General features: G+C 66.5%; 11 protein-coding genes and 2 tRNA genes. 10 read left to right on the top strand and 3 right to left on the bottom strand.

The window, feature by feature from the left end; translation table 11 throughout:
* Positions 1 to 96: 96 nt before the first annotated feature.
* Positions 97 to 3,516 carry a carboxypeptidase regulatory-like domain-containing protein gene (locus JI752_RS09890; protein WP_254200533.1) on the top strand — a complete coding sequence of 1,140 codons (3,420 nt, stop codon included), beginning with the start codon at positions 97 to 99 and terminating at the stop codon, positions 3,514 to 3,516.
* 129 nt (positions 3,517 to 3,645) lie between these two features.
* The gene (gene ppnN / locus JI752_RS09885; RefSeq protein ID WP_216963021.1) at positions 3,646 to 5,031 is read left to right on the top strand and encodes a nucleotide 5'-monophosphate nucleosidase PpnN; all 1,386 of its coding nucleotides are present in this window, start codon (positions 3,646 to 3,648) and stop codon (positions 5,029 to 5,031) included.
* A gap of 45 nt (positions 5,032 to 5,076) precedes the next feature.
* On the opposite strand, the gene JI752_RS09880 is transcribed toward ppnN, so the two are convergent.
* Positions 5,077 to 6,099: a histidine kinase gene (locus JI752_RS09880; RefSeq protein WP_216963018.1), complete on the bottom strand. Its 1,023-nt coding sequence runs from the start codon at positions 6,097 to 6,099 to the stop codon at positions 5,077 to 5,079.
* Positions 6,100 to 6,305: 206 nt separating this feature from the next.
* Here JI752_RS09880 and JI752_RS09875 point away from each other — a divergent pair, with 206 nt between their 5' ends.
* The 6 genes from JI752_RS09875 to JI752_RS09850 are packed head-to-tail and all read left to right on the top strand — an operon-like array spanning position 6,306 to position 13,438.
* The gene (locus tag JI752_RS09875) at positions 6,306 to 6,845 is read left to right on the top strand and encodes a GspH/FimT family pseudopilin (protein ID WP_216964255.1); all 540 of its coding nucleotides are present in this window, start codon (positions 6,306 to 6,308) and stop codon (positions 6,843 to 6,845) included.
* On the top strand, positions 6,836 to 7,360 hold the full coding sequence (gene pilV / locus JI752_RS09870) for a type IV pilus modification protein PilV (protein WP_342315869.1): 525 nt from the start codon (positions 6,836 to 6,838) through the stop codon (positions 7,358 to 7,360). The genes JI752_RS09875 and pilV overlap by 10 nt, the downstream gene beginning before the upstream one ends.
* Positions 7,357 to 8,655, top strand: coding sequence for a PilW family protein (locus JI752_RS09865; RefSeq protein ID WP_216964251.1), 1,299 nt, complete (start codon positions 7,357 to 7,359; stop codon positions 8,653 to 8,655). Before pilV ends, JI752_RS09865 begins: the two co-directional genes overlap by 4 nt.
* Positions 8,656 to 8,666: 11 nt before the next feature.
* The gene (locus tag JI752_RS09860) at positions 8,667 to 9,167 is read left to right on the top strand and encodes a PilX N-terminal domain-containing pilus assembly protein (protein ID WP_216963015.1); all 501 of its coding nucleotides are present in this window, start codon (positions 8,667 to 8,669) and stop codon (positions 9,165 to 9,167) included.
* Between the two features lie 12 nt (positions 9,168 to 9,179).
* Positions 9,180 to 12,986 carry a PilC/PilY family type IV pilus protein gene (locus JI752_RS09855; RefSeq protein ID WP_216963012.1) on the top strand — a complete coding sequence of 1,269 codons (3,807 nt, stop codon included), beginning with the start codon at positions 9,180 to 9,182 and terminating at the stop codon, positions 12,984 to 12,986.
* Complete coding sequence (locus JI752_RS09850; RefSeq protein WP_216963009.1) at positions 12,983 to 13,438, top strand: type IV pilin protein; 456 nt, start codon at positions 12,983 to 12,985, stop codon at positions 13,436 to 13,438. The genes JI752_RS09855 and JI752_RS09850 overlap by 4 nt, the downstream gene beginning before the upstream one ends.
* Positions 13,439 to 13,613: 175 nt before the next feature.
* Here JI752_RS09850 and JI752_RS09845 read toward each other — a convergent pair.
* A tRNA-Asn gene (locus JI752_RS09845) sits at positions 13,614 to 13,690 on the bottom strand.
* A 49-nt stretch (positions 13,691 to 13,739) separates the two neighbouring features.
* Positions 13,740 to 14,270 carry a GspH/FimT family pseudopilin gene (locus JI752_RS09840; RefSeq protein ID WP_216963006.1) on the bottom strand — a complete coding sequence of 177 codons (531 nt, stop codon included), beginning with the start codon at positions 14,268 to 14,270 and terminating at the stop codon, positions 13,740 to 13,742.
* 149 nt (positions 14,271 to 14,419) lie between these two features.
* Between JI752_RS09840 and uvrB the strand changes: the two genes are divergently transcribed.
* Positions 14,420 to 16,453 carry an excinuclease ABC subunit UvrB gene (gene uvrB, locus JI752_RS09835; protein WP_216963003.1) on the top strand — a complete coding sequence of 678 codons (2,034 nt, stop codon included), beginning with the start codon at positions 14,420 to 14,422 and terminating at the stop codon, positions 16,451 to 16,453.
* A gap of 131 nt (positions 16,454 to 16,584) precedes the next feature.
* Positions 16,585 to 16,659: transfer RNA gene (locus JI752_RS09830), tRNA-Val, on the top strand.
* Positions 16,660 to 16,728: the final 69 nt, after the last annotated feature.

The raw sequence follows: 16,728 nt of genomic DNA, 5'->3' as shown, positions 1-16,728 counted from the left end.
CCCGGCGCCCCAGGGGGCGAAACCAAGAACTTCTCGCGCGGGTACGACCGGGGTCGTGCCTCGCTTTCCTCTTGTGAACAATACCGAGGCCATCGTATGACCCAGACCAACCGCGTCCGCATGTCCAAGCTCACGCTTGGCCTGCTCGCCGCACTCGCATCCGCACCGGTGTTCGCGCAGGCCACGTCCGCCGGCGTCGGCGGCATGGTGACCCGCACCGACGGCCAGCCCGTCGCCGGCGCCGAAGTCACCATCACTCACGTCGAATCCGGAACCGTGAGCCGCGCGACCACCGACGCGAGCGGCCGCTACTCCGCGCGCGGCCTGCGCGTCGGCGGCCCGTACACGGTCAACATCACCAAGCCGGGTGAGGGCACCAAGACCGAGGACAACGTCTTCCTCGATCTGAACAAGGTCAACACGATCAACGCCGCGCTTACCGGCGACCTCACCACGCTCGACGCCGTTACCGCGGTTGCGGTCGGCGGCTCCGACGTCTTCAGCGCGACCAAGATGGGCGCGGGCACGAGCGTCAGCCGCCAGACCATCGAGTCGCTGCCATCGGTCAACGGCAACATCCAGGACTACATGCGCCTGGATCCGCGCCTGGCGGTCACCGACCGCGCGTCGGGCTCCATCTCCGCCGGCGGCCAGAACCCGCGCTTCAACAAGATCACCATCGACGGCGTCTCGGCCAGCGACACCTTCGGCCTGGAAGGCAACAACATGCCGACCCAGCGCCAGCCGGTGTCGATGGACGCGATCGAGGCCATCGACGTCAACGTGTCCAACTACGACGTGTCGTTCTCGGGCGCTGCAGGCGCCAACGTCAACGCCGTCACCAAGTCGGGCACCAACGAATTCCACGGCACCATCTACGGTTACTACCGTGATGGCGACTGGTTCGGCGACTACCCGGCCCGCGTTGCGGGCAGCACGCTGGACATCACCGGCCTGCCGTTCGACGAGTTCAAGGACGAGACGACCTACGGCATGACCTTCGGTGGTCCGCTGATCAAGGACAAGCTGTTCTTCTTCGCCAACTACGAGAAGTTCAAGCAGACCGACATCGGCCCGGCCGGCAAGGACCAGGGCACCAACCCGCTGGCCGTGGGCGCGGACTTCACCGCCGCCGACGTCGGCACCGTGCAGGACATCGCGCGCAGCGTGTGGGGCTTCGACCCGGGCAGCACCAGCGGCACCGGCGACACGGAGCTGGAGGAGTACGCGCTCAAGATCGACTGGAACATCAACGACGCCCACCGTGCCAGCCTGCGTTACAGCAAGCTCGAGCAGAACCGCGTGCGTCCGGAAGCCTCCACCGCCAGCGTGCTGGCGCTGAGCTCCAACTGGTACAACCACGTCAAGACCGTGGAAAGCTACGTCGGCCAGCTCTTCAGCGACTGGACCGACACCTTCTCCACCGAGTTCAAGGCCTCCTACCGCGACTACTCGGCGATCCGCGTCAGCCCGACCACCGCGCCGAGCATCAGCGTCTTCTTCGACGACGGCAACCCGGCCACGGCCATCAACACCGGTGACGCCATCCGCCTGGGCACCGAGCGCAGCTCGCCGGGCAACACGCTGCTGACCGAAACCTGGAACTACTTCGCGGCCGGCACCTGGTCGCTGGGCGACCACGACCTCAAGGTCGGCGCCGAGTACAGCGAAAACGAGATCTACAACTTCTTCCTGCAGGACTCGTGGGGCAACTACAGCTTCTACGTGCCGAAGGTGAACGGTGTCTCCGACTTCGGCAACCTGCGTCGCGGCCAGTACTTCGACTACGACCTGCAGACCAACCCGGCCGATCCGGACGCGATCGCCGCGCGCTACAAGGACAAGCGCCTGGCCTTCTTCGTGCAGGACACGTGGTATGTCTCGCCGAACCTGACGCTGAGTGCCGGCGTGCGCGCCGACCGTCCGGAAGCGACGCCGGCTCCGCCGTTCAACCCGTGCTTCGCCTCGCCGCGCGTGGCCAACGGCACCGGCCCGACCAGCTGCCCGAACGGCGGCTTCGGTCTGGACAACACCAGCACGTACAGCGACGACTACATCATCCAGCCGCGCTTCGGCTTCAACTACACCTTCGACTGGGAGCGTCCGGCGCAGCTGCGCGGTGGCGTGGGCCTGTTCCAGGGTGATGCGCCGCAGGTGTGGGTCGGCAACTCGTACAGCAGCACGGGCATGAACTACGTCGCCTACGGCACCCCGGGCACGTGGTCGGCCACGAACACGCAGGTCATCAACTGCATGGGCACCGGCGCCAACGGCTGGAACCCCACCACCGGTTGCAACAACGGCGTGAACTTCAGCGGTGACGGCCTGAACCAGCCGATCCCGGCGACGGGCACCGGCATCCGCAACGTCAACCTCATCTCGGAAGACTTCGATCTGCCGTCGGTGTGGAAGGCGAACCTGGCCATGGACGTCGAGACGCCGTGGGACGGCATCGTCGCGTCGGCCGAGCTGCTGATGACCGACGTCAAGAACGGCCTGTTCTACCGCTCGCTCAACGTCGGCCCCGGCTTCACCGGCCCCGATGGCCGCACGCTGTACTTCAACCCGAACTCGCCGCTCAAGAACGCCACGCCGCGCTTCGGCAACAACAGCTACTTCGGTGACGTCTACCAGCTGGAGAACACCGGCAAGGGCAAGGGCCAGCAGTTCACCGTCGGCCTGAGCAAGCCCTTCAGCGACGACACCGACTGGTCGTGGAGCCTGTACTACACCTACACCAACGCCGAGGAAGTGTCGGCGCTGACCAGCTCGACCGCGGGTTCGGGCTACGGCTCGCAGCTGGGCTTCAACATCAACGAGCCGACCAGCTCGACCGCCCGTTACGAGATCCGCGACCGCATCGCCGGCACGTTGAACTGGGACCACAAGTTCTTCGGTGACTACAACACCCACGTCGGCCTGTTCTACGAAGGCCGCAGCGGTCGTCCGTACAGCTACATCTTCAACGGCGACGCGAACGGCGACGCTCGCACCTTCAACGACCTGTTCTACGTGCCGGCGGGCCCGGGCGATGTGCTGTTCGGTTCGTTCAACGCGCAGAACCGCTTCGTGGCGAACCCGGCGATGGAGCAGGCGTTCTGGACCTGGCTGGGCACGCAGACGGACCTGAACGCCTACAAGGGTCAGGTGGCTCCGGAGAACGCCTTCCGCGCCAGCTGGGTCAACACCTTCGACGTGCGCATCAGCCAGGAGCTGCCGGGCTTCTTCAAGGGCCACAAGTCGCAGATCTGGTTCGACATCCAGAACATCGGCAACCTGTTGAACAAGGATTGGGGCCACGTCATCGACTACGGCTTCAACGCCAACGTCGCAGCCGCCACCCTGGTCGGCATCGACCCGGCGACCGGCAAGTACGTGTACAGCTACCGCGGCAACGGCCCGAATGGCCAGGAGTTCGGCCAGACGACCGCGAAGGGTATCCCGACCAACGCGGACGGCCAGACCAACGGCATCTCGCAGTGGTCGATGTCGGTGGGCGTGCGCTACGAGTTCTGATCCAGCGGACTTGATGCGTTGTCGAAAACGGCCGGGACCTCCCGGCCGTTTTCTTTTTGTGGGGCAGGGGGCTAGAGTCGCAGGGCCAAAGAACGACAAGCACGTAACGAGAAGAACACAGAGAAGGCAATGAGCACCGCAACCCCCATCGAAACCACCCTTCCCACCGTGAACGCGCGCATCTACCCGAAGGGCGGACTGGATGTCCTTTCACGCGACGAGGTCGCCCGTCTGCGCGATGTTTCCACCGGCATGCACGACCTGCTGCGCCGCTGTGCGCTGGCGGTGCTGACCAGCGGCAGCGCGTCCGACGACCCGCGTGCCGCGCGCGAGCTGTACCCCGAATTCGACATCGAAGTGCACCAGCAGGATCGCGGCATGCGCATCGACCTGCACCATGCGCCCGCAATGGCCTTCGTCGACGGCGAGATCATCCGCGGCGTCGCCGAACTGCTCTTCGCCGTCGTGCGCGACCTGGCCTACACCGTGATCGAGCTGGGCCCCGACGCCAAGCGCGACCTCGACAGCACCGACGGCATCACCGACGGCGTGTTCGGCCTGCTGCGCAATGCGCGAATCCTGCACCCGACCGATCCGAACCTGGTCGTGTGCTGGGGCGGACATTCCATTTCGCGCGACGAATACGTCTACACCAAGCAGGTCGGGTACGAACTGGGCCTGCGCGGCCTGGACATCTGCACCGGCTGCGGCCCGGGCGCGATGAAGGGGCCGATGAAGGGCGCGACGATCGCGCACGCCAAGCAGCGTCGATTCAAGACGCGCTACATCGGCATCACCGAGCCGGGCATCATCGCGGCCGAATCGCCGAACCCGATCGTCAACCACCTGGTGATCATGCCGGACATCGAGAAACGTCTCGAAGCGTTCGTGCGCCTGGGCCACGGCATCATCGTGTTCCCGGGCGGCGTCGGCACGGCGGAAGAGATCCTCTACCTGCTCGGCATCCTGCTGCGCGAAGAGAACGCGCACCTGCCGTTCCCGCTGATCCTCACCGGCCCGACCGGCGCGGCGCCGTATTTCGAGCAGATCGACAAGTTCATCCGCCTCACGCTGGGCGAGGCGGCGACGCAGCGCTACGAGATCGTCATCGGCGATCCGGACAAGGTGGCCAAGCACATGGCCACCGGCATCCGCAAAGTTCGCGAGCACCGCATCGCGCAGAAGGACTCGTTCTTCTTCAACTGGTCGATCGACATCCCGCTGACGTTCCAGCGTCCCTTCGTGCCCACGCACGAGGCGATGGCGGCGCTCGACCTGCACCACGGCCGCAGGCCGCACGAACTGGCGGCGGACCTGCGCCGCGCGTTCTCCGGCATCGTCGCCGGCAACGTGAAGGAAGACGGCATGCGTCGCATCGAGCAGTTCGGACCGTTCGAAATCCACGGCGATCCGGACATGATGCAGTCGCTCGACGCACTGCTTCGCGCCTTCGTCGAACAGCGCCGCATGAAGATCGCGGGCGAGTACAAGCCCTGCTATCGCGTGGTGGCGTAAGGCCGAACCCCAGCCCTCTCCCGAGCGCGGGAGAGGGCGTTTGTTTCAAGGGTTTGCCGGCAGACGCACGGTTGCGATGAACCGCTTGCCTTCCAGTTGCGTGAGCACGCTGCCACGCCCGCCGGTCAGTGCTTCGATCCGCACCTGCGAGGCATTGAGGCCGACGTGGTGGCCGGGGCGGTTCTCGCCGCCGCTGGGCAGTGGATTCACGATCCGCACGACCACCGTCTCGGGCATCGTCGACACGGAAATCTCCAGCTCGCCGCCGTCCGGCCGGCGTTCGATGCCGTGGCGAATGGCGTTTTCGACCAGCGGCTGGATCGACAGTGCGGGCACCATCACCGCGGGCATCTCGCGAGGCAGTTTCCACACGATGCGCAGGCGCTCGCCGAAGCGCAGCGATTCGATCTCCAGGTAACGGCGGGCGAGGGCGAGTTCCTCTTCCAGCGTAATGTCGCGCGGCCCGGCGAGCGCGGCGCGGAACAGGTCGGCCAGGTCCAGCAGCAGACGCTCGACTTCCTCCGGTCGTCGATGGACCAGGGCCGCGCCCGTGTTCAGCGTGTTGAACAGGAAGTGCGGGCGGATCCTGGCCTGCAGCGCTTCCAACTCCAGTTGCTTCGCGCGCAGCGCGAGCTGCCGCGCGCGCCACTGGCTCTGGAACACCGCGATGCCGATCACGCCCACCGTCATGACCATCCCGATCAGGCGCCACTGGGCCCAATGCCACTCGCTCAGGTCCATGCCCCAGCCTTCACGGAAGAAGAAGCCGATCGCGGCGGTGATCACCCAGGTGCTGATCAACAGGATCGCCAGCACCACGTAGGCGATGCGCTGCGGCGGCAGTGACCGGATCGGTTTGCGCACCAGGTACAGCGTCGCGATGCTCCACAGCAGCACCCACTGGATCGCCACCGACATCAGGACGAAATAGCGCAGGCGCTGCTCGTCCAGTCCCGGGGCCAGTGCCAGCAGCAGCGCCAGCGCCTCGCCGGACAACATGGTCCAGACGATGGCGGACGGCTGCCACAAAGCATCCAGCGGGCTGTGTGCGGGTTGCGAATTGGGCATTGGAGCACTGCAGTCGCGCGGGCGCCGGGCCACCATATTGCCTGCCGGCCCGTGGCGGGGGCCATAGCGCCGGCAGGCCGGGGGAGACGGGCATCACAACCGCTTCGACGCCCATCGGCCGATACGACCGCTCGTCCCGGGTGCGCTTGTGCCCGGGCGGCAGGCGGGGAACGATGGCCCTCGGGGTGTAAGGGGAATTCCAGTCCATGACCAGATCCACGAGCCGAGGGTTCACCCTCGTCGAGCTCATGATCACGATCGCCGTGCTCGCCGTCGGGTCGATGCTTGCGTATCCGTCGTTTTCGAACGTGATCAAGTCCAACCGCGTCGCCACGTCGACCAACAGCCTGATCGCGGCCTTCAACCTGGCGCGCAGCGAAGCCATCCGCAGCAATCGCGGCGCGGGCGTGTGTCCGTCCAAGGCCGGCACTGCGTGCGAGGGCAGCGACTGGAGCACCGGCTTCATCGCCTTCACCGACCAGGACGGCAGCGGCGGCTGGTCCGCCGGCGACAGCGTGCTGCGCTTCTTCGAGGGCAACGAGGCGCTGACCTTCACCGCGGCGCCGGGCGCCAACGAGCCGGCGGGCAACGTCGACGTGGTCGTGTTCGGCCGCTCCGGTCGCGCCGCCCATGCGGTCGATTTCACCGTGAAGGCCACCAAGTGCAAGACGGGTGAGCAGTACCAGCGCCAGCTCAAGGTCACCAAGCCCGGCCAAACCCGACTGGAGAAGCAAGCGTGCGCGTGATCCGACGTCCTCCTTCGGCCCCCCGCGGACAAGCGGGTTTCTCCCTCATCGAAGTGCTCATCGCGTTGCTCGTGCTCGCGCTGGGCCTGCTCGGCCTGGCGTTCCTGCAGGTGTTGAACGTGCGTTACACCAGCAGCGCCGAGCACCGCACGATGGCCACGAACCTGGCGACGGAGGTCATCGACATGATGCGCTCCAATCCGCGCCATCTGGTCGTCTACAACCGTCTGGACGAGGCCTCCTTCGCCGGCGTGACCCCGCCGGCCGGCGGCTGCAGCAAGCTCGGGGAAGGCGAAGCGACCGCACAGAAGAACATCGAACGCTGGCGCTGCGACGTGGTTTCGCAGCTGCCGGGCGGCGTCGGCAGGGTCCAGGTCGCGGGCAACGACGCCATCGGCTACACCGCCACAGTCGATCTGACCTGGGTGGACGACGTGGGTCGTGAGGACAACGCCGCCGAAAACGCAAAGGGCACCGGCCAGAAGGTGACGTTCCAGGTGGTGACGCTGCTATGAAGAACCTGTATCCGTCGAGCCGACGCAACGCCGCCGGTCTTTCGCTGATCGAACTGATGATCGCCATGGTCATCGGCCTGATCCTGCTGCTGGGCCTGGTGCAGGTGATGAGCGCCTCGCGCGCCGCCTACCAGCTCTCCACCGGTGTTGCGCGCACGCAGGAAAACGCGCGCTTCGCCGTGGACTTCCTGCAGCGCGACCTGCGCATGGCCGGCCACATGGGCTGCGTCAACGACCAGTCGCACATGGCGCCGGAAAGCCCGGGCTCCACCGACGCCAGCCGCCAGGGCATGAACCTGTGGTTCCTGGACAAGACGCAGCGCGACAACCGCGCCTTCACCGCGCTCAACGACACCAAGTTCCAGCTGCGTTTCGACCTGGGTGTGCAGGGCTTCGAAGCACAGGCCACCGGTCCCGCGGACACCGTGACGCTTGCCGAAGGCACGCCGGTCGCCGGCAATGCCAACCAGTGGGTGCCGGCGCTGCCCAAGCCCATCGCGGACCTGAAGCCGGTTCCGGGCAGTGACATCGTGGTTGTGCGCTTCCTCTCGCGCGACGGCGTGCCCGCCACGCTGACCGCGACCTCGACGACGGCCTACAAGATCACCCCGGACAGCTACGGCTCGACGGTGGCCACCGCCGATTCCACGGGGCTGTTCGCACTGGCGGACTGCCAGCAGGTGAGCATCTTCGCCACCGACGCGGTCGACGCGACCACCGGCGTCATGGACGTCAAGGTGGCCGGCCTCAACGCCAGCGGCCTGATCGGCGACGAGTGGAGCTTCGACGGCGCCACGAACAAGCCGGTGCTCTACCGCGCGGAGACGGTCGTCTACTACGTCGGTGTCGGTGCCGGCACCAATGTCGACGGAACCCAGCCGCCGGCGCTGTATCGTGCGCGCGCGCTCGTGGACGGCGCCAACGTGAAGTTCGTGACGGAAGAACTCGTCGAAGGCGTCGACTCCATGCAGCTGCTCTACGGCATGGACGAGAACCTGCCCGCCAACCTGCCGCGCGGCAACATCGAGCGCGTGCGCACCGCCGGCACGGTGAACGCCGCGCCGAACAACAACCCCACCAATGCGCAGTCCGATGAGTGGCGCCGCGTCGGCGCACTGCAGGTCGGCCTGCTGATGCGCAGCTCCGACCGCTCCGCCTCCGACCAGGCCACCGTCACGCCCGTGGTGCTGGGCGTGAAGATGCAGCGTGGCGCCGGCGACACCCGCCGCGATGGCCACTACCGCTCCGTCTACGAGACGACGGTGGTGCTGCGCAACCGACTGTTTGGCAACTGAGGCTGCCACCCATGCATCGTTCTTCCTACAACTTCCCCAATCGCCAGCGCGGCGCCGTGCTGTATGTCGCGCTGATCTTCCTGGTGCTGCTCTCGCTGCTGGGCGTCGTCGGCATGCAGGTGGCGGCGCTGCAGGAACGCATGGCGTCCAACTATCGCGCCGTCAACATCGCCTTCCAGCGCGCCGAAGGCCTGGCGCGCCAGGTCGAAGTGCAGGTCAATGCGGACAGCCGCTTCTCGCCCCGCGCCGGCGAGCGCGACGAGGAGCGTCGTTGCGACGATCCCAATCCCGTCCGCGGCAGCTCCTGGGCGGACCTGCGCGCCAATGACGACGATCCGGACACCGCGCTCGTCGCCACGCGCCTGAACGAATGCACGCCCGGTTTCTCCATCGCGCAGGGCACCGCGCCGGTGAACGAGAAGCCGATGATCTGGCAGGTCTCCGCATTTTCGACCGATCAGAAGGCCGCTCCGAGTTCGGACGCCGCGATCGAAACCGTCTTCATGCCTTAAGGGCTGCACCCTATGAACCTCGAACGATTGCTCATCGTTTCCGTAGCCGCCGCCGGCGCAGCAGGCCTGCTGGTCCTGAGTCACGTGGACGCCAACGCCACGCGCCAGGGCGACGGCACGCTGGCGCAGGAGCCGATGCACCTGGGCGCCACGGTGTCCCCGAACTTCATCATGGCCATCGACGATTCCGGTTCGATGACCTTCCAGACCATGTTCCCCGGCAAGGACGGCGAGGGCTGCTGGAGCACCAGTGCCAAGAGCTTCTTCGACGGAACCGCGCTGCGTAAGTCCGGCACCTGCGATTACCTGTACGTGCTGCCGGGGCCTCGCATCAACAACTACTACGGCATTCCGCCGTTCGATATCTACGGCTTCGCGCGCTCGCCGGCCTATAACCCGACGTACTTCAATCCGGACGTGACCTACGATCGCTGGGTCAAGTATGTGGGCGACACGCTGACGGACTACGACAATGCCAGTACCAGCGAAACGCTGGTCGACCCGCGCAAGACGGACAAGGTGAAGCTGTTCGAGGCTCGCTACGAGAAGACCGTCGGCGAGAGCTTCTTCATCCAGAACGACATGAAGCTGCCGGCGGGCACGAACTACACCACCTTCAAGTGCGACCAGTGGAACAACGGTAACTGCACGCGCTGGAATGGCGGCGTGGACAAGAGCTACACCGTCGGCGCCACGGACCTGACCTGGAACAGCGGCGCGCAGCCGATCGCCATCGAATACACGCCGGCCGTCGTCTTCCTCAAGGAAAACCGCACGATCACGGGGTACACGGCGGCCGTCGAGGTCAAGGACGCGTGCGGCACGAATTGCTCGCTGTACAAGTACGTTCCCGTCGACGCGGCAGCCAAGCAGAACTTCGCCAACTGGTTCAGCTTCTACGGCAACCGCAATCGCGCGATGGTGGCGGGCCTGACGCGCTCGCTGAAGGACACCGAGAAGCTGCGCGTCGGCTATTTCACGATCAACGCGACGCTGAAAGACTTGACGATGCGTGACATGGACACGCTCGCGGACAAGAAGGCGTTGTACACCGAGGTGGTCAAGCTCGCCGCCGACGGCAGCACGCCCAACCGCAGGGCGGTCGCGCACATCGGCAACCAGTTCGAGACCAATACGTCGATCATCCAGAATGCCTGCCAGAAGAACGCCGGCATGCTGTTCACCGACGGCTACAGCAACCAGGGCGGCCCGACCTACACCCAGGTGCCCGACGGCAAGGGCGGCTTCAAGGACACCACGACCGCGTACGGCAACGCCGACAGCGCCATGGGCACGCCGTTCAACGATGGCCACAGCAGCACGATGGCCGACATCGCTGCCTACTTCTACAACACGCGTCTGCGCTCGGGCACGTATGCTGCGGGCAAGGTGCCGACCGCCAACCCGACGCTGTGCGAAGGCACGGGCGACAAGCGCGGGCTGGACTGCAACACCAACCTGCACATGAACTTCTACGGCATCACGCTCGGCGCGAAGGGCAAGCTGTTCGGTGTGACGTACGGCGTGAAGGCCGACGGCACCAACAACGGCGCCCTGGCCACGAAGGAAGCGCTGGCGCTGACGTCCTCGCCGGCATGGGAGCAGCGCACCGACGACAACGAAAACACCGTCGACGAGATCTGGCACGCGACGATGAACGCGCGCGGCCAGTACATCAACGCGCAGACGCCGGCCGACATCACCACCGCGATGCGCAACGTGCTCGCCTCGGTGGGCGTGGGCGGCGGCGTGTCGGGCAGCCTGGCGATCACCGGTTCGCGACTGGGCGACAACTCGCTCTCGGTCACGCCGCGCTTCAACCGCAACGGCGTGGACTGGTATGGCGACGTGGTCGCCTCCAAGCCGGCCAAGCAGACCGACACCGACGGCAAGGTCACCTTCACCTACACCACCACCTGGACGGCCAGCCAGAAGGTGCCGGCCGCGGCGGACCGCAAGCTGTTCTATGCCACCACCGACGGCGACAGCACGCCGGCCGTGGCGGACTTCTACACCTCGGGTCCGGGCACGCTGGCGGCCCTGTGCGCCAACTACGCGGCCAATACCTGCGGCCCGCTCTCCGGCGCCGACATCAACGCACTGGGCGTGAGCGCCAGCGAGGCGGTGCATTACCTCGCCGGTGACCGCTCGCTGGAAGGCACCAAGCTGCGCACGCGCACCACGGTGCTGGGCGACATCATCAACTCCACGCCCATCGTGGCGGCGCCGACGGACGATTACGGCTACACGCTGATCCGCAAGGCCGACGGCGGCTTCGAGTACGACCCCTACGGCTACACCAAGTACCTGGACACCAAGAAGACCCGCAAGCGCACGGTCTTCGTCGGCGCCAACGACGGCATGCTGCACGCCTTCCACGGCGACACCGGCGTCGAGCAGTTCGGTTACATCCCGGCGACCTCGGTCGGCTACATGGGCAACCTGCTGTTCCCGGCGAGCCCGAACTTCGAACACCGCTACTACGTGGACGGTCCGGTCGTCGTCTCCGACGCGCGCCTGGGCACGAACTGGAACACGGTCCTGGTCGGCACCGCCGGCGCCGGCGGCCGCAGCGTGTTCGGATTGAACGTGACGTCGCCGTCGAGCTTCTCGGCCAGCGACGTGTTGTGGGAAGTCAACGACAAGATGACCACCGAGGCCGGCAACCGCATCGGCTACGTGCTGGGCAAGCCGGTCATCGTTCCGGTGCGCGGCACCGACGGCAGGCCGGTGTGGAAGGCGATCTTCGGCGGCGGCTACGGCAATCGCCTGAACGCGGACGGCGCTGCCAACGACGGCACGCGCGGTACGGTGACGCTGTTCATCGTCGACATGGCCAGCGGCGATGTCGAATACATCGACGCCAAGGAAGACAACTACAACCTCGCCAACGGCCTGGGCAACATCGTCGCCATCGACCGCTATCAGTACAACAGCACGGCCAATGGCTACACGCAGGGTTCCGACGGCATGGTCGACACCGTGTACGGCGGCGACCTGCAGGGCAACGTGTGGCGCTTCGACCTCAACGAGACCGGCACCAAGCGCGTCGGCCTGGGCGGCAAGCCGCTGTTCCGTGCGACCAATGGCACCACGCGCCAGCCGATCACCGGTGGCTTCGAGGCGGCCGTGGGACCGCGTGGCGGCGTGATGGTGCTGTTCGGCACCGGCAGCTTCTCGTTCAACAACGACAAGCTCAACACCGACCTGCAGACCATGTACGGCGTGCTGGACATGCCGAGCGAGTCGATCACCCTTCCGCTGACCCGCGCCAACCTGCAGGCGCAGACGATGAACGACAAGTTCGTCATCACGTCGACGCAGGTGAACTACTTCACCCAGCGCGGCTGGTACCTCGACCTGGGCGTGACCAAGGGCGACGGCACCTTCACCAAGGAAGGTGAGCGCATGGTCGGCTATCCGAAGATCGAGGGCGGCATCCTGTACTTCACCTCGTACGCACCGAGCGGCGGCGATGCATGTACCGGTGGCGGCTCCAACTACCTGTACGGCCTCTCCACGCTCAGCGGCGGCGGCGCGCTCGGCATCGTCAAGGTGGGCTCGCCGACGGCGACGGGCCTGGGCGAGGGCACCGGTCGCCTGTCGCTCGCGACCGACGGCTCGGCTCCGGTCAAGGATGTCAGCGTGTTCACCACCGGCAAGCAGGGTGGCCTCGACGGCAACCCGGACGACGCCGCCATCGCCAAGTACGACGCACAGGGCGACCAATACTGCATGGCGATCGTCTCGGTTGCCGGTTCGCAGCCGCTGTATCGTGTGCGACCCTGCGGTCGTCAATCCTGGAGACAGATCCGATGAGCATCGTGGCGTCCCGCCGGGCCGGTAAGAAATCGGCACGCGGTTTCACCCTGATCGAGCTGATGATCGTGGTTGCGGTGGTCGCCATCCTGGCGGGCATCGCATACCCCGCCTACAACGACGCGGTGCGCAAGAGCCGCCGTGGTCAGGCGAAGGCGGACATGATCGAGCTGATGCAGATGGCCGAGCGCTATCGCACGGTCAACAACACGTACAAGGACTTCGGCAAGCCCGGCGGAGACGGCACGTTGGACGGCGCGTGGGGCAAGTCCCCGCGCAACGGCACGCAGTACTACGCGATCAAGGCGACGACGCACAACGCCAACACCCTGGTCCTGGAGGCGGTTCCGACCGCCGGCGGCGGCCAGGACAAGGACAAGTGCAAGACCCTGAAGATCGATGCGACGGGCAAGAAGGAATCGACAGGAACCGATCCGATCACCTGCTGGTGAATCGACCGGCGGATGATCGACCGAGGGCCGCGCGCAAGCGCGGCCTTCGTCTTTGAGGGCTGCGAAAGATTCGTCCGGCCAAGCACGGACGCGCGGAGCAGGCGTGCGGCGCATGCGCCCGGCCGCGGATGGGCAAAGAAAAAGGGCCGCGATTTCTCGCAGCCCTTTTCGAATTTGGCGCCCGAAGTTGGACTCGAACCAACGACCCCCTGATTAACAGTCAAGTGCTCTAACCGGCTGAGCTATTCGGGCGGGGACCGGCATTGTAAAGCCTCGTGAGGGAAGGTCAAGACATGGCCGCTCAGAAGATGCATCCCGGCGCCAGCGCGCGGGGCCGCTGCGTGCGGATGCGGCCCGGGCGGCTGACCACGACCCGGCCCACCTCGCGTTGTGCGCGGCGCTCGCACAGCAGGATGGTGAGGTTGTTGGTCGCCGTCGCGCCGCTGGGGATGTAGCGCACGCGCAGGCGTCCGGGCGTGCTGCGCAGTGTGAATGCGTCCCGATCGATGGTGAACCGCTGGAGGACGTCCGCCTGCGACTGGGGTTGGTCGCGGGCCAGCCGGTCGCGGTACACGATCCAGCCGTCCTCCCACACCGGATCCTTCCGGCATTGCCGCCCGTCCGCGCTGGGGCACACCGTCATCGGCACGCGCCGCGAGACGGCGGCCATGCGCGCGCTGGCCAATGCGGTGCCGAGCAGGTGCAGCGCGGTGGTTCCCTTGGTGCGCAGGATGAGCGCGCTGAACCCCGGCCATGCCAGCGTCGCGCCGATCGCCAGCACCGCGAGTGCGACGATCAGTTCAGGAAGGGTCAGGCCTTTCGAATGGTGCATGAGCGTGGCAAGCCGGAGAGAGGGCTCCAGCGTGGCCATTGCACGCGGACGTCGGCATCGCGCCATGCCTATCGGCAGGGTAGGGAAATGCCGTTCCAGCCCCCATCCATTAGCCGGTCTACACTGAAGGATTCTCCGGAGCCGTGCCGATGAACGACAGCCTCCACCCCGCTGGATTCCAGCTCGTCGCACCGTACCAGCCCGCCGGGGACCAGCCACAGGCGATTACGCGCCTGGTGGAAGGTTTCGAGAGCGGGCTGGCGTCGCAGACCGTGCTGGGCGTGACCGGTTCGGGCAAGACGTTCACCGTTGCCAACGTCGTCCAGCAGGTGCAGAAGCCCACCATCGTGATGGCGCCCAACAAGACGCTCGCCGCGCAGTTGTACGGCGAGTTCAAGGCGTTCTTCCCGCACAACGCGGTGGAGTACTTCGTCAGCTACTACGACTATTACCAGCCCGAAGCCTACGTGCCGTCGTCGGACACGTACATCGAGAAGGACAGCTCGGTGAACGAGCACATCGAGCAGATGCGCCTGTCGGCGACCAAGGCGCTGCTGGAGCGCCGCGACGCGCTGATCGTGTGCACGGTGTCCGCCATCTACGGACTGGGCGATCCGAACGAATACTTCCGCATGGTGCTGCACATGGTGCGCGGCGAGCGCATCGACCAGCGCGAGTTGATCCGCCGCCTCACCGAGATGCAGTACACCCGCAACGACACCGAGCTGCGCCGCGCCACCTACCGCGTGCGCGGCGAGGTGGTGGACGTGCACCCCGCCGAAAGCGACGCCGAGGCGCTGCGCATCGAGCTGTTCGACGGCGAGATCGAGCGCCTGACGCTGTTCGACCCGCTGACCGGCGAGACGCTGCGCCCGGTGCCGCGCTACACGATCTACCCCGGTTCGCACTACGTCACCACGCGCCGCACGGTGCTCGACGCGATCGAGACGATCAAGGAAGAGCTGCGCGAGCGCCTGGAGCAGCTGTACGCGCAGAACAAGCTGGTCGAGGCCCAGCGCCTGGCGCAGCGCACGCAGTTCGACCTGGAGATGCTGGCCGAGGTCGGCTACTGCAACGGCATCGAAAACTACTCCCGCCACCTCACCGGCCACATGCCCGGCGAACCGCCGCCGTGCCTGTTCGACTACCTGCCGCCCGACGCGCTGCTGGTGGTGGACGAATCGCACGTCACCGTTCCGCAGATCGGCGCGATGTACAAGGGCGACCGCTCGCGCAAGGAAACGCTGGTGGAGTTCGGCTTCCGCATGCCGTCGGCCCTGGACAACCGGCCGCTGCGCTTCGAGGAGTGGGAAGGCCGCTCGCCGCGCGCGATCTACGTGTCCGCCACGCCGGGCCCCTACGAGCTGCGCAAGTCGGTGGACCAGATCGTCGAACTGGTCGTCCGCCCGACCGGCCTGATCGACCCGGAGGTCGAGATCCGTCCGGTCGGCACGCAGGTGGACGACGTGCTGGGCGAGATCCACGAGCGCGTGGCGATGGGCGACCGCGTGCTGATCACCACCCTGACCAAGCGCATGGCCGAGAACCTCACCGAGTACCTCGGCGAGCACGGCGTGCGCGTGCGCTATCTGCACTCGGACGTGGACACCGTGGAGCGCGTGGAGATCATCCGCGACCTGCGCCTGGGCAAGTTCGACGTGCTGGTGGGCATCAACCTGCTGCGCGAGGGCCTGGACATGCCGGAGGTGTCGCTGGTGGCGATCCTCGATGCCGACAAGGAAGGTTTCCTGCGCTCGTCCGGCTCGCTGATCCAGACCATCGGCCGCGCCGCCCGCAACGTGCGCGGCAAGGCGATCCTGTACGCCGACCGCATCACCAAGTCGATGCAGCACGCGATCGACGAAACCGACCGCCGCCGCCAGCGCCAGGTCGAATACAACCTGGAGCACGGGATCACGCCGCGCTCGGTCGCCAAGCCCGTCGTGGACATCATGGAAGGCGCGCGCGCGGAACCGGGCGAGGTCGGCAAGGGCCGCGGCAAGGCGCGCAAGGTCGCCGAAAGCATGGCCGACTACGCCAAGCTGACGCCGGCGCAGTTCGCGGCGCGGATCAAGGCGCTCGAACAGCAGATGTACGAGCACGCCAAGAACCTGGAATTCGAGGAGGCCGCGGCGGTGCGCGACCAACTGCGGCAGATCAAGGACGCCGGCTTCGCCGCCTGAACCGGCGCGCCGGCGGACGGATGCACGCGGACCTGTTGCCGCCGTCGCGTCGACGGGCTACACTGCGCGCCCCTCGTCGAGCACTGCGCGCCCCTCGTCGAGCGGTTTGCGGCGAAGGATTCCCGGATTCCGGGCGGTTAGCTCAGCGGTAGAGCACTACCTTGACATGGTAGGGGTCACAGGTTCGAACCCTGTACCGCCCACCACTTATGTGGTCGAACGGCGCGATCTCCGGATCGCGCCGTTTGTTTTTCCGGAGGGCGCATTGGCGCCGG

This window comes from Lysobacter sp. MMG2, assembly GCF_016735495.2.
GTDB lineage: Bacteria > Pseudomonadota > Gammaproteobacteria > Xanthomonadales > Xanthomonadaceae > Lysobacter_J.
The sequence above is the reverse complement of the archived record's forward strand: the minus strand, read 5'-3'. Positions and strand labels throughout refer to the sequence as shown.